Origin of the sequence: Methylobacterium variabile, from assembly GCF_001043975.1 — a bacterium.
Classification (GTDB): Bacteria; Pseudomonadota; Alphaproteobacteria; order Rhizobiales; family Beijerinckiaceae; genus Methylobacterium; species Methylobacterium variabile.
In genome coordinates this window covers 1-19,696 of sequence record NZ_LABY01000155.1, presented here as the reverse complement: position 1 = coordinate 19,696, position 19,696 = coordinate 1, and the positions used below count along the sequence as shown (strand labels likewise).

The 19,696-nt window shown below is 69.6% G+C and carries 25 protein-coding genes and 1 tRNA gene; 12 read left to right on the top strand and 14 right to left on the bottom strand.

The features are described 5' to 3' along the window. From VQ02_RS38315 to VQ02_RS34855, 8 genes are all read left to right on the top strand, one after another. A partial coding sequence (locus VQ02_RS38315; RefSeq protein WP_167350774.1) for a hypothetical protein occupies window positions 1-298 on the top strand: 298 nt, incomplete at its 5' end. Window positions 299-355: 57 nt separating this feature from the next. Then, the gene (locus VQ02_RS21145) at window positions 356-550 is read left to right on the top strand and encodes a hypothetical protein (RefSeq protein WP_048446193.1); all 195 of its coding nucleotides are present in this window, start codon (window positions 356-358) and stop codon (window positions 548-550) included. Next, window positions 550-1,329: a peptidoglycan recognition protein family protein gene (locus VQ02_RS21140; RefSeq protein WP_048446192.1), complete on the top strand. Its 780-nt coding sequence runs from the start codon at window positions 550-552 to the stop codon at window positions 1,327-1,329. Before VQ02_RS21145 ends, VQ02_RS21140 begins: the two co-directional genes overlap by 1 nt. Before the next feature lie 114 nt (window positions 1,330-1,443). Beyond that, window positions 1,444-2,010: a hypothetical protein gene (locus VQ02_RS21135; RefSeq protein WP_048446191.1), complete on the top strand. Its 567-nt coding sequence runs from the start codon at window positions 1,444-1,446 to the stop codon at window positions 2,008-2,010. Continuing rightward, on the top strand, window positions 2,010-2,267 hold the full coding sequence (locus VQ02_RS21130; RefSeq protein ID WP_048446190.1) for a hypothetical protein: 258 nt from the start codon (window positions 2,010-2,012) through the stop codon (window positions 2,265-2,267). Before VQ02_RS21135 ends, VQ02_RS21130 begins: the two co-directional genes overlap by 1 nt. Window positions 2,268-2,271: 4 nt before the next feature. Then, window positions 2,272-2,466: a hypothetical protein gene (locus VQ02_RS21125; RefSeq protein ID WP_048446189.1), complete on the top strand. Its 195-nt coding sequence runs from the start codon at window positions 2,272-2,274 to the stop codon at window positions 2,464-2,466. Further along, window positions 2,466-3,029: a hypothetical protein gene (locus VQ02_RS21120; protein WP_063838505.1), complete on the top strand. Its 564-nt coding sequence runs from the start codon at window positions 2,466-2,468 to the stop codon at window positions 3,027-3,029. Before VQ02_RS21125 ends, VQ02_RS21120 begins: the two co-directional genes overlap by 1 nt. Continuing rightward, on the top strand, window positions 3,022-3,405 hold the full coding sequence (locus tag VQ02_RS34855; protein WP_053080484.1) for a hypothetical protein: 384 nt from the start codon (window positions 3,022-3,024) through the stop codon (window positions 3,403-3,405). The genes VQ02_RS21120 and VQ02_RS34855 overlap by 8 nt, the downstream gene beginning before the upstream one ends. Window positions 3,406-3,506: 101 nt before the next feature. On the opposite strand, the gene VQ02_RS21110 is transcribed toward VQ02_RS34855, so the two are convergent. The 4 genes from VQ02_RS21110 to VQ02_RS21100 form a co-directional block, all read right to left on the bottom strand. Next, window positions 3,507-3,893 (bottom strand): hypothetical protein, encoded by a 387-nt coding sequence (locus tag VQ02_RS21110; RefSeq protein WP_048446188.1) that lies wholly within the window; start codon window positions 3,891-3,893, stop codon window positions 3,507-3,509. 130 nt (window positions 3,894-4,023) lie between these two features. Further along, complete coding sequence (locus VQ02_RS37385) at window positions 4,024-4,743, bottom strand: hypothetical protein (protein WP_157080737.1); 720 nt, start codon at window positions 4,741-4,743, stop codon at window positions 4,024-4,026. Window positions 4,744-5,028: 285 nt separating this feature from the next. Beyond that, complete coding sequence (locus tag VQ02_RS21105) at window positions 5,029-5,271, bottom strand: hypothetical protein (protein ID WP_048446187.1); 243 nt, start codon at window positions 5,269-5,271, stop codon at window positions 5,029-5,031. Next, complete coding sequence (locus VQ02_RS21100) at window positions 5,268-5,642, bottom strand: hypothetical protein (RefSeq protein WP_048446186.1); 375 nt, start codon at window positions 5,640-5,642, stop codon at window positions 5,268-5,270. Before VQ02_RS21100 ends, VQ02_RS21105 begins: the two co-directional genes overlap by 4 nt. Window positions 5,643-5,954: 312 nt before the next feature. On the opposite strand from VQ02_RS21100, the gene VQ02_RS37380 reads away from it, so the two are divergent. Next, entirely contained in the window at window positions 5,955-6,101 is a 147-nt protein-coding gene (locus VQ02_RS37380; RefSeq protein WP_157080736.1) for a hypothetical protein, read from the top strand. A 486-nt stretch (window positions 6,102-6,587) separates the two neighbouring features. On the opposite strand, the gene VQ02_RS21095 is transcribed toward VQ02_RS37380, so the two are convergent. Continuing rightward, window positions 6,588-6,677 (bottom strand) — tRNA-Ser (locus tag VQ02_RS21095). A 180-nt stretch (window positions 6,678-6,857) separates the two neighbouring features. Between VQ02_RS21095 and VQ02_RS21090 the strand changes: the two genes are divergently transcribed. Further along, window positions 6,858-7,235, top strand: a complete 378-nt coding sequence (locus tag VQ02_RS21090) for a VOC family protein (protein ID WP_048446185.1) — start codon at window positions 6,858-6,860, stop codon at window positions 7,233-7,235. 6 nt (window positions 7,236-7,241) lie between these two features. On the opposite strand, the gene VQ02_RS21085 is transcribed toward VQ02_RS21090, so the two are convergent. From VQ02_RS21085 to VQ02_RS21060, 6 genes are all read right to left on the bottom strand, one after another. Beyond that, a complete protein-coding gene (locus tag VQ02_RS21085; protein WP_245239805.1) occupies window positions 7,242-8,714 on the bottom strand; it encodes an adenylate/guanylate cyclase domain-containing protein in 1,473 nt (490 codons plus the stop codon). Between the two features lie 115 nt (window positions 8,715-8,829). Further along, a complete protein-coding gene (locus tag VQ02_RS21080; RefSeq protein ID WP_048446184.1) occupies window positions 8,830-9,834 on the bottom strand; it encodes a peptide ABC transporter ATP-binding protein in 1,005 nt (334 codons plus the stop codon). Further along, window positions 9,831-10,889, bottom strand: a complete 1,059-nt coding sequence (locus VQ02_RS21075; protein ID WP_048446183.1) for an ABC transporter ATP-binding protein — start codon at window positions 10,887-10,889, stop codon at window positions 9,831-9,833. Before VQ02_RS21075 ends, VQ02_RS21080 begins: the two co-directional genes overlap by 4 nt. Window positions 10,890-10,897: 8 nt before the next feature. After that, complete coding sequence (locus VQ02_RS21070; protein ID WP_048446182.1) at window positions 10,898-11,809, bottom strand: ABC transporter permease subunit; 912 nt, start codon at window positions 11,807-11,809, stop codon at window positions 10,898-10,900. Continuing rightward, window positions 11,806-12,816: an ABC transporter permease subunit gene (locus tag VQ02_RS21065; protein WP_048446181.1), complete on the bottom strand. Its 1,011-nt coding sequence runs from the start codon at window positions 12,814-12,816 to the stop codon at window positions 11,806-11,808. Before VQ02_RS21065 ends, VQ02_RS21070 begins: the two co-directional genes overlap by 4 nt. Window positions 12,817-13,123: 307 nt before the next feature. Next, complete coding sequence (locus tag VQ02_RS21060) at window positions 13,124-14,719, bottom strand: ABC transporter substrate-binding protein (RefSeq protein WP_048446180.1); 1,596 nt, start codon at window positions 14,717-14,719, stop codon at window positions 13,124-13,126. A gap of 216 nt (window positions 14,720-14,935) precedes the next feature. Here VQ02_RS21060 and VQ02_RS21055 point away from each other — a divergent pair, with 216 nt between their 5' ends. Continuing rightward, entirely contained in the window at window positions 14,936-15,154 is a 219-nt protein-coding gene (locus tag VQ02_RS21055) for a hypothetical protein (RefSeq protein ID WP_048446179.1), read from the top strand. Window positions 15,155-15,250: 96 nt separating this feature from the next. On the opposite strand, the gene VQ02_RS21050 is transcribed toward VQ02_RS21055, so the two are convergent. The 3 genes from VQ02_RS21050 to pabB all read right to left on the bottom strand — a co-directional run bounded on the left by VQ02_RS21050 (window position 15,251) and on the right by pabB (window position 18,146). Beyond that, window positions 15,251-16,096 carry an aminotransferase class IV gene (locus VQ02_RS21050; protein ID WP_048446178.1) on the bottom strand — a complete coding sequence of 282 codons (846 nt, stop codon included), beginning with the start codon at window positions 16,094-16,096 and terminating at the stop codon, window positions 15,251-15,253. Beyond that, window positions 16,083-16,694 (bottom strand): anthranilate synthase component II, encoded by a 612-nt coding sequence (locus VQ02_RS21045; RefSeq protein WP_048446177.1) that lies wholly within the window; start codon window positions 16,692-16,694, stop codon window positions 16,083-16,085. The genes VQ02_RS21050 and VQ02_RS21045 overlap by 14 nt, the downstream gene beginning before the upstream one ends. A gap of 63 nt (window positions 16,695-16,757) precedes the next feature. Beyond that, on the bottom strand, window positions 16,758-18,146 hold the full coding sequence (gene pabB, locus VQ02_RS21040) for an aminodeoxychorismate synthase component I (RefSeq protein WP_048446176.1): 1,389 nt from the start codon (window positions 18,144-18,146) through the stop codon (window positions 16,758-16,760). A 172-nt stretch (window positions 18,147-18,318) separates the two neighbouring features. Here pabB and rimO point away from each other — a divergent pair, with 172 nt between their 5' ends. Further along, window positions 18,319-19,635, top strand: a complete 1,317-nt coding sequence (gene rimO, locus VQ02_RS21035; protein WP_048446175.1) for a 30S ribosomal protein S12 methylthiotransferase RimO — start codon at window positions 18,319-18,321, stop codon at window positions 19,633-19,635. The last annotated feature ends 61 nt before the right edge of the window (window positions 19,636-19,696 follow it).

Genomic DNA, 19,696 nt, shown 5'->3' with positions numbered 1-19,696 from the left:
CGCCATGGCCGGGGCGGCCTACGTCGGCGGCCCGATCGCGGGCACCCAGACGGCCCGGGGCGCTTTGGACTACTTCGGCACCAACCGCGCCGCCCGCATCCATGCCTGGTCGGGCGACGCCACGGCGGCGGGCCTGGAATTCTGGTCCGGCGCCGCGGGCGCCTCGACGGCCAAGGTCTGGTCGGTGTCCAATACGGGCGCCATCACCTCGAGCGACCTGGCGGGCACGGGCAGCCGCGCGGTCTGCGTCAACACCGCCGGCAGGATCTACGCGGCGACGGGCACCTCCTGCCCCTGATCCTCCGGTACTGAGCCGGCGCGCCGCGACCCACTTCTCGACAATCCGGAGATCCCGATGACCGCCCATCCCACGGCGGAGCGCACCCGCGCGCCCGACGATCACGACCACGCCGACGGCTGCCTCTGCGGCCACGACCATGCCGACGGCGAGGCGACGCACGATCACGACCTGCCGGCGGCCGAGGGCGGCGTCGAGGCGGCGCGCAAGCCGCGCCGGCGCGCGACCCGTACCAGCGCAGGAGAAGCCTGATGGCGAACGCAACCTGGCTCGCCGACGTCCTGCGCGCCGCCGGCCTCAAGGTCGCCGAGGTCGACGGGTGGAAGACCCGCGGCCATGCAGAGCTCGGCACCATCCGGATGGTGATGCTGCACCACACCGCCGGGCCGGCGACCGGCAACATGCCGTCGCTCACGACCGTCACCAAGGGGCGTCCGGATCTCGCCGGCCCGCTCTGCAACGTCGCGCTCGGCCGGGACGGGACCTGCTACGTCGTGGCGGCCGGTCTCGCCTACCATGCCGGCGCCGGCGCCTGGGAAGGCGTCACCGCCGGCAATAGCTCGAGCATCGGCGTCGAGGCCGAGAACACGGGCGTCGGCGAGCCCTGGCCCGAGGTGCAGCTGGACGCCTACGCCCGGCTCTGCGCCGCGGTCCTGGCGCATGTCGGCGCAAAGCCGATCATGGCGGTCGCGCACCGGGAATGGGCGCTGCCGAAGGGGCGGAAGATTGACCCGGCCGGCATCGACATGACCGCGTTCCGGGCCCGAGTGGCAGGCATCATGAACGGCGCGCCGGTGCGGCCGCCCGTGCCGGCGAAGGACGCCACCGGCCGCCCGACGCTCCGGCGCGGCGTCAAGGGCGATGACGTGAAGACGCTGCAGGCGGCGATCGGCGTGAAGGCTGACGGCAGCTTCGGCGCCATGACGGAGGCGAGCCTGCGTGCCTACCAGCGAGCGCACGGCCTCGTGCCAGACGGAATCGCCGGGCCGGGCACGTGGGCGGCGATCGACGGCGCCAAGGCAGCAGCCTGACACCCTCGGGTATCTCCTGGGGTACGACCCGCGCCGGCCGGGCCAGCCGAGCATCCAAGATAGCGGCCGCGCCATCCAAGGTAGGCCCGCACCTTCCAAGACAACGAGGATTCCATGAACCGCACGCTCTCCCGCGCGGCGCTGGCGTTCGCCTGCGCGCTCTGCATCACCGCGCCCCTGGCGCTCTACGCCGACCCCGCGCTCGCCCAGGCCACCGCCACCGTCGCCCAGCCGGCGACCGACACCGCCGTGGTCACCGTGCCGCTCGGCACCTGGATCGCCTCCTACGCCGCCGCCTTCCAGGAAGCCGTAGTGGCGATCATCATGGCGGTGGTCACCTACGCCTGCCGCCGGCTGCCCACCACGATCGGCGCCCTGGTCAAGGGCATCGTCACCCAGCAGCTCGTCGAGAAGGCGATCGCGTTCGGCATGAACACGGTGGCGGGCGCGACCAAGGACAAGGCGCTCTCGTTCGACGTCGGCAACGCCGTCCTGGCCAACGCGCTGAACTACGTCGTGCGGCACGCCCCCGGCTGGCTCATCTCCTGGACCGGTGGCGTCAACGCGATCCGCGACCACATCATCGCCCTGCTGCCGGTCGAGGAAGGCGCCTCGCTCGCCACCAGCACGCCGACCGCGGCCGGTCCGACCACGACGGCGCCGACCGTCAAGGCGGGCTGATGATCAGCCTCTCGGCCATCGGCACCTACCTCGCTGGGCTGATCGCCCGAACAGCCGGCGAAGCTGCAGTGAACGCCTTCATCCGGTGGGTCGACGGGATGCGCGCGGCCGAGGCGCAACGCGAGGTGGGGGCAGCGCAGCAGGCTGCCTCCTCCCGGGCTGAAGCGGAGCGCCAGGAAGCTGCCGCCCAGGCCGCGGCCGACGCCGCTGCGGCTGGGCTCGAGGACCCCGCAGACCCCTTCCTCCGAAAGGACTGAGGCGATGACCTTCACCTGTGCGGCCGCGGGCTTCTTCGTGTTCGCCTGCACCAGCCCGGAGATCCAGGCCGACGCGGCGCGCTTCTGCCAGACCGCCCGGCCTATCACTTACAGTACCCGCGACACACCGGAGACCCGCCGGCAGGTCCGGGCGCACAACGCGCGCGGCGTCGCCGTCTGCGGCTGGGGGAGGCGCTGATGCCCTTGTTCGAGGCCGACCCGACCCGCCCGGCCGGCCCCTACAGCTCGGAGCGCCTCTTCGAATGGGCCATGGCGGTCATGATGATCATGATCGCTCTCACCCTCGCGATGCCCGGAGACACGCTGGAGCGCACCGCCCTCCGCCCGATCGCTGCCCTCGGCGCGACCGAGGAGAACATGGCGACCTTCTACGCCGTGGTCGGCATCGCCCGGGGCTTCGCCCTCTATATGAACGGCCACATCAACAACGGCCGGGTCTTCCCCTCCGGGGCCTACATCCGCGGCTGGTGCGCGCTGTTCAGCGCCGTGGTCTGGGGGCAGCTCACCCTGGCGCTGTTCATGGACGCCTTCCACGCCAACTCCCCCTCGCTCAACATCCCGGTCTTCGGCACGCTGACGATGTTCGAGCTGCTGTCCTGCTACATCGCTCGGCGCGACGCGGTCCGGCGCAAGGACACCCTGGAGGGCCAGATCGAAGACCTGAAAGCCTCGGCCGCTGCAAGCGGGCTGGTGCTGACGCCCAAGCCACGGGCTCACAGGGGAGAGGCGACCGATGCTTGAGGCCGGGTTTCTGAAGGGGGTCTACGACAGTCTGGCCGGGTTTCCGGTTCTGCAAGCGGCGGTCGGAGCGCTGATCGTGATCTTCGGCCTCAGGCTCATGCTCAAGGCCGACAAGGCGAAGGATGCCGCTGCCGCACCGGCAGCGCCGGCCGGGGCCACATTGGCAGCCCCTGATGGCGCCATGCACCTGCAGGGCACCGTCGCCTATGTCGATATGACCAGGGAGATCCGCGACATCCTCCGCGAGTGCGTCGAGCTGCAGCGCCGGATCGCCGAGTGCGTGAGGATCATGCGCGAGGAGACCCGGAAGCAGACCGAGATCCTGGAGCGGATCGAACGCGAGCAGGACGTGCAGGGACGAACGAGACACCCCTGATCCGGAACCACCCCAGCGCCTGCCCGTTAGCTCAGCGGATCTTCAGGACCCGAGGCCCGACCTTCAGCCCCGCCGGCAGCCGCCGCGCGGGGTTCTTCGTTTCAGCCCCCTGCATCCCACCCTTCCGGCCACGGCACGTCCTGCCCGACGACGATCCGCACTGGCGGGCGCATCCAGTCGCGCCTCGGGTCGGGCCCGGCGTCGGCACGATTGAGCAGCAAAGGCTCTCCGCGCTCGGCGTGCCAGCGTAGGGCATCGTTGAGCCCCGCACGGACGGCGTCGGCGGCATCCTGCTTGGTCTTGGCACGCCCTTGTTTCGGCAGCCCGGTCACGGCCGGATAGGTCAGCGACCATACCCACTCATAGCCCTGAAGGCGGCCGGGATGGGTCTTGTGGATCCGGCCAAATCTCCCGCCGGCGACCACGGCGACGAAGTCCGGGCCGCGCTCGGGCCAGGTGTGGCGCCAGGTGATCGGGTTGGCGGTCACCGCTCCGCCTTCTCATCCAACTGCCGAGCCGCGCGCTCCAGCCCCAGCATCGCGCCCCAGGTGCAGGATAGGACCAAGGCTGACGTGTAGGAGATAGGGGCAATGAGAGATGCAATCAATTCGCTCTCGTCTAATAGCTTTTATTTCCAACGGCGATCACGACGGAATTGTTATTATTTTGAAAATAATTGCCTTCGTCTCCTACTTCTTCGTGGCTGGCAATAAAGCCGGCATCATGCAATGATTGCGCTAAATCCTGCGCAGCAGATTTCGCAGCTTCACTAGCTTCCTTGTGATAGCCAACTACGACCCCGGTGGCGGTTATCGTTCCAGTAATCTGCATGTCGTTCCTAGGCTTTCCATTAAAGCCATATCCAGTCCAGTCGATTTGTCGCCATCCTGATTGTTTTAGCACATCATGCATTTGCATCATAAACATTACACTTTCTTGATTTCCTTGAACTGAGGCCATACTATATGAAATATTTGGATGAACCGAGCATGCGCGAGCAATATTTTTTCTTTGCGGCTCATCAAAAGTCCTTGGCAAGCGCATTTTTTCTATATGCAAATTTAACTGAGCGACATTTTGTTCGGATTTGGCAGCGCGTTCGCTTGACTCTGCGGCTTTCACCTCCAGAGTCGCTGCTCTTTCGTTTGCTTTGCCGGCAGACTCGTTAGCAGCAGCAATCTGCCTGTCTGCCACCCTTTGGGTCTCATCGCTTATGTAGTATGAAATCACCGATGACCCCAAGGCGGCGACAACGGCCACGCCGCCCCCTACAGCGGATGCTGCCCAGAGCCAGAACACAACGACCTGCCAGAATTGAAGGGAAAAGCCCCACAGCATGACCGCCCCCTTAACCGTGATGCTGATTGGAGTGGCGATCGGGGTGGTCGCTTGCGCCGGCTTTGTCGGCTTTGCGGTATTTCAAACCCGCAAGTTTATTCGGCAGGGAAGGGGTCACTGACAAGCTCCTGCTGTCAGTAGAACGGATCGGCATTTTTGTGAGATCCATCGGTTGAGTCGCATCTCCGATGGTGGACGAAGCCGGGCCGCTTGCACAAGCGCCCGGCTTCACTTTTTTCAGCGTAGGACTTTAGTTCGTCTCGGCCCGTCTATGGGCCGTCTGGATCAGACTGGCGCCAGCAGGATCGCCGTCTTCACCGCCTGCCGCCGCTGCCCAGGCGTGCCATCCTCCCGGGCCAGCACCTCCGTGCTGTAGGTGTTCGCCAGGACTGCCGCCGCGACGTCGAGGCTCTTGCCGGCGATCTCGAGCGCCACCGGCTTCGACGGATCGGCGAGGTAGGCCGTGATCGCCGCGTCGAGCGCGTCATCGGTGAGGAGCTTCGCCTTGTAGGCCTCGCCGCCGGTCATCGTTTGAACTCCCACACCGGGACCATGCCCTCCTGCTTGATCGGATGCGCCCGGTAGGCCCGCCCCCGCCCGATCCGGATCCACTCGTCGGTGACCTCGGTCACGTCGCGGGTGCACGGGATCAGGACACCGGACCAATCCCCGCGAACCGCGCCGTCCTTGGGGTTCACCCCGAATAATCGCAGCGTGTCCCACCCCGCCGCGTGAGCCTGCATGCCCCAGCGCTCGATGAACTCGCCGCAGCGCCGATGCGTCTCGGCCCATTCGTCGGGGCGGAGGCCGGGACAGGGAGGGACGCCGGGGGAGAGGCTGGCGAAGCCGCGGGACCAGGTGAGGACGGTGGGCGGGATGGCTTCTGAGGTCGGATTCATAGGTCCGAGAGTTAGACAAAATCCTGAATTTCTCAATCGATACGGTTCCGGTTAGACGCCCTCCAAAATGCTAAGGCATTGCACTATCTGATTTAAAATGGGACTCTGACTCCGTTAGTCGTGGTTCGAATCCACGTCCCCCAGCCACTTGATTTCCCTAGGCTTTTCCTCTGCTGCAACGAGAACGTTTGATCCCAGTCGGGAGAACTGGTTCTCGCTTCGAGCATCCTGATCGTCGCTAGAGCCAGCTTCGGCTCGCGGTTCGGGTGTTGGGCATCAAGGATCGAGCGGACGTCCCGGAGCGAGTGCCCGGTGAGCGTCGCGATCTGCGCTTCAGAACATCCCGCGAGCGCCCGACGCGACCTGTTCGCCGACATCGACGGCGACGACCAATCGACAGCGCATCCGCCGGCTCTCGGCTACATCACGCCCCAGCAGGCCGAGCGGAACGCAAGTTAACCTCGTGTCCGCGAAGACGGCGGAGGATCACCATCTGTGCATCCGAGCAGGTGTACAAACGCCCATTTTCCCTCGTCCCTGCCGGTCCCTTCGTCGAACGGGTCGGTCTCCCTATCATCCCCGGCACGCTGCTGCGTCTCGTGCAAAGTCGCGAGCCCGTGCAGGTACCACGTTCACCTGCTAAGATTGCATCACAACTGCGGCTGAGCCGGGGCGGCTACATGGTTTGGCATCATGCGCCAGTTGCTCATCCAGCCGGCCCTCAGCGTAGGCTTTGCCAGCCCCCACCATCAGTGCTCACCGTCACTCTCGACCCTGAAGTGCACTCGACCTCTCTGGCACCCTCAGCCATGTGGCTGCCGCGGACCGCCCAAACACGTCCAGTGCAAGCCGGTACAATCCGCTTCAGAATGTCGGGTATTTTGAGGGTCGTAGAAATCACCAAAGCCAAAAATACTGATATAATAACTGGTTCGGCAGGTATTTTGGCGGAAGGGGTGGGATTCGAACCCACGGTAGAGTCGCCCCCACGGCGGTTTTCAAGACCGCTGCCTTAAACCACTCGGCCACCCTTCCGAACCGGCCGCGGATACCGGGACCCGGATGCTCCTTCTGTAGGGTGGCGTGGAGCGGTGCGTCAACTGCGGCTCCGACATCCGCTGCGGGTCGGCCGGACGCCTATCGCGGGCGGGGCGGGCGACGTAGCGTGCGCCTCGGGAACGGGGAGCGGACGAGACGCTCCGGAGGGAGGCCCGCATGAGGTACGCTTACGACCATCTCCACCTGCGCAGCCGGGACGCGCTGGCGGCGGCGCGGTTCTACGTCGAGGTGCTCGGGGCGCAGGAGACCGGGCGCGAGGGTGGGGAGACGCCGAGCCGGATCATCCTCGATCTCGGCGGGGTGCGGGTGTTCATCGAGCAGGCGCCCGAGGGCACCGGGCCCGCCGCCGTGCCGCCGAATCTCGGCATCGAGCATATCGGCCTCAGGGTCGAGGACATCGAGGCGACGGTGGCGGACCTCGCCGCCCGCGGCATCCCGCTCGTCTCCGGTATCACCGACATACGGCCGGGCCTGCGGATCGCCTTCTTCGAGGGGCCCGACGGCGTGCGCATCGAGGTGCTGCAGCGGAGCTGAGCGGGCCTACTCCGCGACGTGGACCAGGATCGGCTGGCTGCGGCCGCGCAGGGTCAGGGGGAGCGAGCGGGTGAACTGCTCCGCCACCTCCGGCCCGGCGGCCGTCAGGCAGCCATCCGAGGCGACGATGCGGCCGCCGACCTCGCGGGTGGCGGCCTCGAGGCGGCTCGCGACGTTGACGACGTCGCCGATCACCGTGAACTCCACCCGCTGGTCGGCGCCGATGTTGCCGATCACCACCGGGCCGCAATGCACGCCGACCGCGACCCGCACCGGCTCGGCCCCGCGGGCGACGCGTTTGGCGTTCCAGGCGTCGACCTCGCGCTGGAGGTCGACGGCGCAGGCCATCGCCCGGGCGGCGCCGTCGCCGCGCCCGTCGAGGCCGCCGAAGGTCGCCATGAAGCCGTCGCCGAGGAACTTGTCGAGGGTGCCGGCGTGGCGGAAGACCACCTTGCAGCTGCGCTCGCGAAACCCCCGCAGGAGCGCGAAGGCGCGCTCCGGGCCTAAGCCCTCGCTCATGCCGGTGAAGCCGACGACATCGGCGAACAGCACCGCCACCACCCGGGTCTGCGGCGCCCCGAAACCCGCATGGGCCCGCGCCGTCAGCGCGTCGGCGACGTCGGGCGAGACGTAGCGGGAGAGGTCGGCCCGCACCACCTCGGCGCGCACCTGCGCCAGCATCGTGCCCCGGCCCCGCCACACCGCGATCGCGAGCAGCAGCGTGAACAGGCCGGTGACGATCACCTGCGTCCAGAGCTGGGTCAGGCCGACATAGGCGGGGTCGAGGAAGACCCGCAGGGAAGCCTCGGCGCTCAGGCGCCCGTCGCGGGCGACGTCGGCGAAGCGCACGGTGTCGTCACGGCCGTAGACCAGCCAGACGCCGGTGGACCAGATCAGCGCCGTCCAGGCGCCGGTCCACAGCACCGCCACCGGCCAGTAGGTCAGCGCCGCCTCCCCGAGCAGGAGGAGCACGTAGAGGAATTCGGGGGTGCGCAGCCGGGTCTGGATCGGCCAGTCGACCCCGAGGCCGGCGGGCGGCGGCATGATGATCACGGTGGTCATCAGCGCGATGTCGAGCACCGTGAAGGCGAGCTTGATCGCCCCCGCCCTGGCGTGGCGGCGCAGGGCGTAGGGCACGTAGCCGAGGATGAAGAACAGGCCGGCGGCGGCGAGGTAGTAGAGGTCCCGCGGCCAGGGCACCAGAACGAGCAGCCAGAGCGACACCACCACGATCGCGACGGCCCGGGCCCGGAACGCGAAGGCGAGGCCGGCGAGCTCGGCGGCGCGGACGTTCTCGGCCAGCCGCCCGCGGGCCCGGGGCGGCAGCCGGCCGGCGATCCAGTGGCGCAGGCGCGCGGCCCGGAGGCCGGCCCGGAAGGCCAGGGCGCGGGCGAGGCCGACGCGGGCGAAACCCGCGCCGGCGGCGGTGCCCGGTGCTCTCGGTCGAGGCGGCTCGGCCGCCGCGGCGTGCTCAGTCACGGATCCGGTCACTGGCCTCCCGCTGCCCCCGCCATGGTAGTCCGGATCGCCGCACGGCGAAGCCCCCCGGGGTTGAACACCCCGTGAGCGCCGGCGGGAAACGGCCCGGACGGCATCAGCCGGCCACGGCCCGTCCCCGGGCCGGCGCGCCCTCCAGGAAATCCTCGGCGTAGTGGCAGGCCACCGCCCGGCCGGCGAGCGGCCGCGGCTGCGGGCGCTCCTCCCGGCAGCGGTCGGAGGCGTGGGGGCAGCGGGTCGAGAACACGCAGCCCTGCGGGGGATTGAGCGGCGAGGGCAGCTCGCCCCGCAGCACGATCCGCTCCCGGCTGCGCAGGCCGATGCCGGGCGTCGCCGCCATCAGGGCCTGGGTGTAGGGGTGGAGGGGGCGCGCGAAGATCGCCTCCTTCGGCCCCTGCTCCATCGCCAGGCCGAGATACATCACCAGCACCTCGTGGGCGATGTGGCGCACGACGCCGAGGTCGTGGGAGATGAACAGGTAGGCGAGCCCCAGCTCTTCCTGGAGGTCGGCCAGCAGGTTCAGCACCTGGGCCTGGATCGAGACGTCGAGGGCCGAGACCGGCTCGTCGGCCACCACCAGCTTCGGCGACAGCATCAGGGCGCGCGCGATGGCGATGCGCTGGCGCTGGCCGCCGGAGAACATGTGGGGGTAGCGCGCGTCGTGCTCCGGGCGCAGGCCGACCTTGGCCATCATCGCCCGCACCCGCTCCCGGCGCTCACTCGCCGACAGGCCGGTATTGATCGCGAGCGGCTGCTCCAGGATCGCCCCGATGCGCTTGCGCGGGTTGAGCGAGCCGTAGGGGTTCTGGAACACCAGCTGCACGGTGCGGCGCAGGCGGCGGCGCTCGGGGGCCGGCGGGTCGACGGCGTCGATCCCGTCGAGGGTCAGGCTCCCGTCGGTCGGCGGCTCGATCAGCGTCACCATGCGGGCGAGGGTCGACTTGCCGCAGCCGGACTCGCCCACCACCGCGAGCGTCCGGCCGGGCTCGATCGAGAACGAGATGCCGCCGACCGCCTGGAGCCGCGCGGGCTGGCGAAACAGCCCGCGGCGGATCTCGTAGGTCTGGCGCAAGGCGTCGGCGACGACGACGGGGGCGCTCACGGGGTCGCCTCCGCGGTGGCGGACGCCTCGGCGCTCGCGCCCGTTTCGGCGCTTGCGCCGACCGGGTGGTCCTGGCGGATGCGGGCCTCGCGCGAGGGATCGCCCAGGGGGTAGTGGCAGCGCACGACGCCCTCCTGCCAGGGCCGCAGGGCGGGACGCTGCTCACGGGAATGCGCGGTGGCGTAGGCGCAGCGCGGCGAGAACAGGCAGCCGCGCGGGCGGTCGTAGAGCCCCGGCACCACGCCCGGGATGGTGGCGAGGCGCCCGCCCTCGCTGCGCTCCGGCAGGGCCGCCAGCAGGGCCGCGGTGTAGGGGTGCTGGGGTGCGGCGAACAGCGCGTCGGCGCGCCGCTCCTCCATCACCTGGCCGGCATACATCACCATCATTCGGTCGGCGGTCTCGGCGACCACGCCCATGTTGTGGGTGATGAGCACGAGTGCCATGCCGCGCTCGCGCTGGAGCGAGAGCAGCAGGTCGAGGATCTGCGCCTGGATGGTGACGTCCAGCGCCGTCGTCGGCTCGTCGGCGATGAGCAGGCGCGGGTTGCAGGCGATCGCCATGGCGATCATCACCCGCTGGTTCATGCCGCCGGAGAGCTGGTGCGGGTAGGCCGAGAGCCGGCTCTCGGCCGCCGGGATGCCGACCTGCTCCAGGAGCTCGATCGCCCGGCGTTTCGCCGCCTTGCGGTCGAGGCCGAGATGCTGGCGCAAGCTCTCGGTGATCTGGAAGCCGACCGTGAAGCACGGGTTGAGGCTGGTGGTCGGCTCCTGGAAGATCATCGCCACATCGTGGCCGGTGAGGCGGCGGCGCTCGCGGGCGGGCATGCCGAGCAGGTCTCTCCCTGCGAAGGCGAGGCGGTCGGCGGAGACCCGGCCCGGATAGGCGACGAGGCCCATCAGCGCCATCATGGTGACGCTCTTGCCGGACCCCGACTCGCCGACGACGCCGAGCACTTCCCCCTCCTCCAGGGTCAGGCTGACGCCGTCGACGGCGCGCAAGCTGCCGCCGGCGGACGGGAACTCGACGGAGAGGTTCTGGATCTCGAGGAGCGGCACTTGAGCCCTCACCGCTTCAGCTTGGGGTCGAGGGCGTCGCGCAGGCCGTCCCCGACGAGGTTGAAGGCGAGCACCGTGATCAGGATGATCAGGCCGGGGAAGGTCACCACCCACCAGGCGCGCAGCACGAACTCGCGGGCATCGGCGAGCATCGTGCCCCATTCGGGCGAGGGCGGCTGGGCGCCGAGGCCCAGGAAGCCGAGGGCCGCCGCGTCGAGGATCGCGGTCGAGACGCCGAGCGAGGCCTGGACGATCAGGGGGGCTGCACAGTTCGGCAGCACCTCGGACAGCATCAGGCGCAGGGGCCCTGCCCCGCTGACCCGGGCGGCGGTGACGTAGTCCTTCGATTTTTCCGCGATCACCGCCGCGCGGGCGATGCGGACGTAGTGCGGCAGCACCACCACGGCGACCGCCAGCATCGCGTTCATCAGCCCGGGGCCGAGGATCGCCACGATGACGATGGCAAGCAGCAGCGACGGCAGGGTCAGGATGATGTCCATCACCCGCATGATGACGATGCCGGTGGCGCCGCCGACGAAGCCCGCGATCAGTCCCAGCATCGTGCCGACGAGGATCGACACCGCCACGACCGCGATGCCGATCGACAAGGACAGCCGGGCGCCGTGGATCAGGCGCGAGAGGATGTCGCGGCCGATCGCGTCGGTGCCGAGCGGATAGGTGAGCGAGCCGCCCTCCTGCCAGAACGGGGGTTTGAGGAAGGCGGCGTTGTCGGTGAGGTTCGGCGGGTGCGGGGCGATGACGTCGGCGAAGACCGCCATCAGCAGCACGGCGACGATCAACCCGAGGCCGATCACCGCGCCGGTATTGGCGCGAAAGCTCGCCCAGAACTCGGCGAGCGGGTGCGGCGGGCCGGCCGGGGACGCGGCGGCGGCGGGCGTGTCGAGGAGTTCGGCGCTCATCGGGCGTGCCGGATGCGGGGGTTCACGAGGCCGTAGGCGAGGTCGACGATGAGGTTCACCGCCATCACGACCGCGCCGATCAAGAGGATGCCGCCCTGGAGGACGGGATAGTCGCGCCGGCCGATCGCCTCGATCAGCCACTTGCCGATGCCGGGCCAGGAGAAGATCGTCTCAGTCAGGATCGCGCCGGTGAACAGCACGCCGACCTGGAGGCCGATCACCGTGACGACCGGGATCAGGGCGTTGCGCAGGGCATGCAGCCCGACGATGCGCCAGGCCGGCAGGCCCTTGGCGCGGGCAGTGCGCATGTAGTCCTCGCCCAGCACCTCCAGCATCGCCGAGCGGGTCATGCGGGCGATGACCGCGAGCGGCACCGTGCCGAGCACCACCGCCGGCAGGACGAGGTGCGACAGGGCCGACCGGAAGGCGCCGGATTCGTCGGAGAGGAGCGAATCGATCAGCAGGAAGCCGGTCACCGGCTCGATGAAGTACTGCACGTCGATGCGGCCCGAGACCGGCGTCCAGCCGAGCTGGACCGAGAACAGCAGGATCAGGAGCAGACCCCACCAGAAGATCGGCATCGAGTAGCCGGTGAGCGAGAGCCCCATCACCCCGTGGTCGAAGACCGAGTTGCGCTTGAGCGCCGCCAGGATGCCGGCCGGCAATCCTATGAGGAGCGCGAACAGGATCGCGCAGACGCCGAGCTCGATCGTCGCCGGAAACAGGCTGGCGAACTCGGCGATCACGGGCTCCTTGGTGCTGATCGACCGGCCGAGATCGCCGTGGGCGAGGCGCTCGAGGTAGATGCCGTACTGCACGAGCAAGGGCTTGTCGAAGCCGTACTCGGCGCGCAACGCCGCGTGCCGCGCGGGATCGATGCCCCGCTCCCCCGCCATCGTCTCGATCGGGTCGCCGGGCACCAGGCGGATCAGGAAGAACGCCACCAGGGTGATCCCGAGGAAGGTCGGGATCACCAGGGACGCGCGGGTCAGGAGGAAGCGGAGCACGGATGCGCCTTCTCTGAACGGCTCAGGATGCTACGCATCGACGAACGCTTGCGAGTGAGTGTTGATGTCGGGGTTCTTTAGGTCTGGCCTACGGACTTTCCACCCTCCTGGTCATTCCGGGGCCGCGGGAGCGGAGCCCGGAATCCAGAACCGGAGGACGTTCAGGATGAAGCGGATTGCGTATCGCCTCGTCCGGCATCACCTGCGGTTCTGGATCCCGGGCTCTCGCCTTCGGCGAGCCCCGGGATGACCCTGTGGGTGTCAACGTCGTCGAGGAAACCCGAAGAGTCTCACGTCGATCAGGCTGCTACTTCAGGCTGACGCCGTAGAAGGTGTGGCGGCCGAACGGCGACAGCTTGAAGTCCACCACCTCCTTGCGCACCGGCTTCAGCTGCACCGCGTGCGCGATGGTGAACCACGGCGCCTGCTCCTTGAACACGACTTGCGCCTGCTCGTAGAGCTTGGTGCGCTCGGCCTTGTCGGTGATGGACTTGGCCTTATTCACGAGGTCGTCGTAGGTCTTGTCGCACCACTTGGCGGCGTTGCCGCCGCCTTTCTGCGCCGCGGCGCAGCCGAGCAGGGTGTGGAGGAAGTTGTCCGGATCGCCGTTGTCGCCGGTCCAGCCGAACATCGCGGTCTGGTGCTCGCCGTCCTGGATGCGCTTGCGGTACTCGCCCCACTCGTAGGACTTGATCTCGGCCTTCACCCCGACCTTGGCGAGGTCGGCCTGCATCAGCTCGGCGATGCGGCGGGCGTTCGGGTTGTAGGGCCGCTGCACCGGCATCGCCCACAGGTCCATCGTGAAGCCGCTGCCGAGCCCCGCCTCGGCGAGCAGCTTCTTGGCGGCGTCCTGGTCGTAAGCGTCGTCCTTGATCGCGTCGTTGTAGGACCACAGGGTCGGCGGGATCGGGTTCTTGGCGGCGATGCCGGTCGAGAGGTAGACCGCGTCGATGATCGCCTTCTTGTTGATCGCCATGTTCAGCGCCTTGCGCACGCGCACGTCGTCGAACGGCTTCTTCTGGGTGTTGTAGGCGAGGTAGCCGATGTTGAGGCCGGGCTGCTCCAGCACCTGGACATTCGGGTCCTTGCGCATCGCGTCGACGTCGGCCGGGTTCGGGTACGGCATGACGTGGCACTCGCCCTTCTGGAGCTTGGCCCAGCGCACCGAGGCATCCGGCGTGATGGCGAAGACGAGGTCGTCGAGGGCGGCCTTGCCGGCATAGTATTGCGGGAAGGCGCGGTACCGGACGATCGCGTCCTTCTGGTACTGCAGCAGGTAGAACGGCCCGGTGCCGATCGGATCCTGGTCGAGCTTGTCCGGCGTGCCGGCCTTCAGCATCGCGTCGGCGTATTCCTTGGACTGGATCGCCGCGAAGGGCATCGCGAGGTCGGCGAGGAACGGCGCCTCGGGCTGGGTCAGGGTGAAGCGGACCGTGTAGTCGTCCACCTTGTCGACCGAGGAGAGGAGCTTCGGCAGCCCCATGTCGTTGAAGTAGGTGTGGTTGGCGCTGGTCACCCGGAAGAACGGGTGGCTCTCCTTCCACTGCCGCTCGAACGAGAAGATCACGTCGTCGGCGTTGAAGTCACGGGTCGGCTTGAAGGTCTTGTTGGAGTGCCACTTCACGCCCTTGCGTAAGGAGAAGGTGTAGACCTTGCCGTCCTCCGAGACGTCCCACTTCTCGGCGAGGTCCGGCACCACGTTGGTGGTGCCGCGCTCGAAATTGACGATGTTCGAGTAGATCTGGGAGCCGGCGTCGAACGAGGTGCCGGTGGTGTTGACCGCCGGGTAGAAGTTCTCCGGGCTGCCCTCCGAGCAGTAGACCAGCGTCTTGGCGCCGGCCGGCAGGCTTGCCGCCAGGGCGGTCGCGGCACCGAGAACCACCGCCAGGGACGCGCGCTTCATGCTCTGCTCTCCACTCCTCGCGGGCGGGCGCGCCCGGACAGGGCCGCTGGCCCTCTGGTGGCGCTAGTACTAACGGCTCTTGCCCCTCCTCCGTAAGGCCTCGACGCATTCGACGCACAGCCGCATAACCCTGTTAGGTCTTGAGTCTCGCGCCGCGGCGTGTCTGATTCCAGACAGAAAGGCCGATGTCCCTGGGCACGGCGGGGTGGAGGCAGGATGGATCCGGAGGTCACGCCATCGAGGTCCGCGCCGACGGTCGCGGAGGCCTGTCGCCGCGTCGCGCGGCACCTCTCCCTGCTGGACGAGCGCCGGCGCCGGGGTCTGCCGACAGGGTCCGAGGAGGAGGCCCTGCGCGCCTTGCGGATCGATCTCGGCCTGGCTTACGCCCGCGAGGCGGTGCATGTGGCGGAGCTGCGGCATCGTGTGACGCGATGAGAGTCCATCGATCCAAGGCTCACGCCCGACCCCCCTGCTGTGGGGCAGGATGGGGAGAGGGCTCGGGTGCGGCACGTCCGTCGCCCGGCCGGGCGGTCATCCCTCCGGCGCCACCCCGCACGCCGCGACGATCTCCCGCACCAGCGCCGTGCGCAGAGCCCGCACCGCCGGATGCCCGTCGCTGGCGTAGCTCCGCTCCCCGATCCGCCGCACCGGCGCGATCAGGCGCAGGGAGTTGGTCAGGAAGACGGCCTCCGCCGCTGACAGCTCCTCCGGCGCCACCGGTCGTTCGGCGGCCGTGAGATCGAGGCCGGAGGCGAGGGCGAGAACCCGCGCGCGCACGATCCCGGCGAGCACCCCCTCACGCGCCGGCGGCGTGACGACCTCGCGGCCGAACACCGCGAACAGGGTGCCGGTGCCGGCGCAGGCCACCCGCCCCTGCATGTTGAGGAACAACGCCTCGTCGTGGCCGTCCCGCGCCGCCGCCTCGGCGGCGAGGACCGCGTCGAGGTAGCCTAGCGTCTTGTGGCGCGAGGCCGGCGAGGTCTCGTTGCGGCGGATCGCGCTCCAGCCGAGGGAGAGGTCCGCGAAGACCGTGCCGGGCCGCAGCGGCGCGGCGCTGGCCCACAGGACCGGGCGGGGATCGGCCGGCGGGCGCAGGCCGCGCGGGCCGGGCCCGCGGGTCGCGGTGGTGCGGATCGCCGCCCGCGCGGAGCCGCCCGCCACCGCCCGCATAGCCGTGCGGGCCTCGCCGAGGTCGACCGCGAAGCCGAGGGCCGTCGCAGCGTCAGCGAGGCGCGCCAGGTGTGCGTCCTCCTGCACCACCGTGCCGCCGAGCGCCATCGCGGTGTCGAACACGCCGTCGCCCAGCAGCAGGCCGCGGTCGGCGAGGTCGAAGGAGGCGACCGTGCCCTCGTGCAGCCTGCCGTCACGCCACAGCACGGCGCGCCCCTCCCTCCTCGTGCCAGCGCCGCGCCAGCTCCAGGAAATTGCCGAACAGGGCGTGGCCGTGCTCGGTCAGCACCGATTCCGGGTGGAACTGCACGCCGTAGGTCGGGTGCCGGCGGTGGGAGAGCGCCATCACCTCCCCCTCCGGCGAGACCGCGTCGACCGCGAGGTGCGGCTCCATGCCCGCCTCCGGCGCCACGATCAGCGAGTGGTAGCGCCCGACCCTGAGCGGCGCCGGCAGGCCGCGGAACAGGCCCGTGCCGTCATGGGCGATCGCCGTCGCCTGGCCGTGGAGCGGGCGAGCGGCGCGCTCGATCCGGCCGCCGAAGGCCGCCCCGATGCACTGGTGCCCGAGGCAGACCCCGAGCAGGGGCACCTCTCCCGAGAGCCCGCGGATCGCCGCGAGCGACACCCCGGCCTCCGTCGGGCTGCAGGGCCCGGGCGAGATCACCACCGCCTCCGGGTTCGCCGCCCGGATGCCCGCGACGTCGAGGGCGTCGTTGCGGGCGACCCGGACCGGCGCGCCGAGCTCCTCGAGGTAGCGCACCACGTTGAAGACGAAGGAGTCGTAATTGTCGATGACCAGGATCATCCGGCGTCGTCCGCAGGGCCTCGCGGGCAGCATGATCCGCCGGCGGGCCGACGGGGATAGGACCTATGTGGGGTCGCCGCTCGCGAAGGCCGCGAAGATCCGCTCGGCCTTGGTCAGGGTCTCGCGGTACTCGGCCTGCGGGTCCGACAGCAGGGTGATCCCGCCCCCGGCCTGGAGCACGGCGCGCCTGCCGTCCATCAGCACCGTGCGGATGGCGATGCTGGTGTCGAGGCTGCCGTCGAAGCCGATCCAGCCGATCGCCCCGCAATAGAGCTCGCGGGCGTCTCCCTCGATCTCCGTGATGATGTCCATCGCGCGCAGCTTCGGCGCCCCGGTGATCGAGCCGCCCGGGAAGGTCGCAGCCAGGAGGTCGAGTCCGTCCGCCCCCTCCCGCAGGGTGCCGGTGACCGCCGAGACGAGGTGGTGGACCCCCGCATAGGTCTCGAGCCCGCACAAGGACGGGACCGCGACGCTGTGGGCTGCGCAGATCCGCGACAGGTCGTTGCGCAGGAGGTCGACGATCATCACGTTCTCGGCCCGCTCCTTGTCGCTGGCGAGCAGAGCCGCGGCCCGGGCCCGGTCCTCGTCCGGATCGGCGGAACGCGGCGCCGTGCCCTTGATCGGCCGGGTCTCGACCTGTCGTCCATCGAGGCGCAGGAAGCGTTCGGGCGAGGACGAGGCCACCGTGAGGTCCCCGAACTCGAGATAGGCCGCGAAGGGCGCCGGGTTGCGCGCCCGCAGGCGGCGGTAGAACGCGAAGGCGTCGAAGCCCGGCGGCAGGGCCGCCTCGAAGCGCTGGGCGATGTTGGCCTGGTAGATGTCGCCGGCCCGGATGTAGTCCCGCACCCGCTCGACCGCCCGGGCGTAGGTCTCGGGCGTGAAGTTCGAGCGCCAGGCGAGGCTCGCGACCGGGCCCGCCTCGACCCTCGGCTCGGGCCGGTCCAGGGCCGCCTCAAGGGCGTCGAGGTCGGCCTCGGCCTTCCGCGCGCGGGCGTCCGGGTCGGTCTCCGGCAAGCCGGTGGCGATCAGGTGGCAGGTCCCGGCCGGGTGGTCGAAGGCGACGACCGTGGGGTAGAGGTTGAAGGCCATGTCGTCGGTGAGGCCCGCCCGCCGCGCCGAGGGCGCCACCTGCTCCAGGCTCGCACCGAAATCATAGGCGATGGTGCCGATCGCCCCGCCCTGGAACGGCGGCAGGTCGGGATCAGGCTCGATGCGCCAGGGCGCCAGCACCGCCCGGAGCGCCTCCAGCGGCGCACCCGGCACCGGGGCGCCGTTCCAGAAGGCCCGGCCACCGCGCACCCGGAACGACCCGAACGGGTCGGCGGCGAGGTAGGAATAGCGCCCGAGGGCATCGTGCCGCATGGCGCTGTCGAGGAGCGCGAGGCCGGGGCGGCCGCGCAGGCGGGCCGCGGCGGCGGCGGGATCGAGCAGAGGAATGGCGCGGCTCCACATCGCGCCGTGATAGCGGAGGCCGGGGTCGCGACGGAAGCGGCCCTTCGTGCGGGGGACCGGCCCCGTGACGCCCGCCCTCCCCTGTGCTAGAGGCCTGCCCCAACGCCTTTCCCTAAATCCTTGATCCCGCTCGCTGCCGCCTCGGCCGTGGGCCGGCGCCGACTCTGCTCCCATGAACGCACCCGCCCCAAAAATCTCCTTCGTGTCGCTCGGCTGCCCCAAGGCGCTGGTCGATTCCGAACGCATCCTCACCCACCTGCGGGCGGAGGGCTACGAGCTGGCGCGCAAGCACGACGGCGCCGACGTGGTGATCGTCAACACCTGCGGCTTCCTCGATTCGGCCAAGGCCGAGTCGCTGCAGGCGATCGGCGACGCGATGGCGGAGAACGGCCGGGTGATCGTCACCGGCTGCATGGGCGCGCAGCCCGAGGAGATCCGCGAGAAGTACCCGAACCTGCTCGCGGTCACCGGGCCGCAGGCCTACGAGTCGGTGGTGGCGGCGGTCCACGAGGCGGTGCCCCCGGCCCACGACCCGTTCCTCGACCTGGTCCCGCCCCAGGGCGTGAAGCTGACGCCGCGGCACTACGCGTACCTGAAGATCTCCGAGGGCTGCAACAACCGCTGCACCTTCTGCATCATCCCGCAGCTGCGCGGCGACCTCGTCAGCCGCCCGGCGGCCGACGTGCTGCGCGAGGCCGAGAAGCTGGTGAAGGCTGGCGTCAAGGAGCTGCTCGTCGTCTCGCAGGACACCAGCGCCTACGGCATCGACACCCGCTACGCGACGAGCCCCTGGCGCGACCGCGAGGTGCGGGCGAGGTTCTACGACCTCGCCAAGGAGCTGGGTGAGCTCGGCGCCTGGGTGCGCCTGCACTACGTCTACCCCTACCCCCACGTCGACGAGGTCATCCCGCTGATGGCCGAGGGCAAGGTCCTGCCCTACCTCGACATGCCGCTGCAGCACGCGAGCCCGACGGTGCTCAAGCGCATGCGCCGACCGGGCAACCAGGAGAAGATGCTGGAGCGCATCCGCTCCTGGCGCACCACCTGCCCGGACCTCGCCATCCGCTCGACCTTCATCGTCGGCTTCCCCGGCGAGACCGACGAGGAGTTCGAGGAGCTGCTGACCTGGCTCAAGGAAGCCAAGCTCGAGCGCGTCGGCTGCTTCCAGTACGAGCCGGTCCGCGGCGCCCCCGCGAACGAAGTCGCTGAGGCGGTGCCGGACGCGGTCAAGGCCGAGCGCCAGCGCCGGTTCATGGAGACGCAGCAGGCGGTGTCGCTTCGCTTGCAGAAGGCCAAGGTCGGCAAGCGCCTGCCGGTCATCATCGACGCCGCCGGCCCGACGGTCGCCAAGGGCCGCTCGAAGTACGACGCGCCGGAGATCGACGGCAACGTCCACGTCGCCTTCCGCCGCCCGGTCCGGGTCGGCGACATCGTGACGGTGAAGATCGAGTCGGCGGATGCCTACGACCTGCATGGGGTGGCGGTGTAGGCGTATTCCGTCGGGCAGTCGTTTCCAGATTCTCCATGTCATCCCGGGCTCCGCTTCGCGG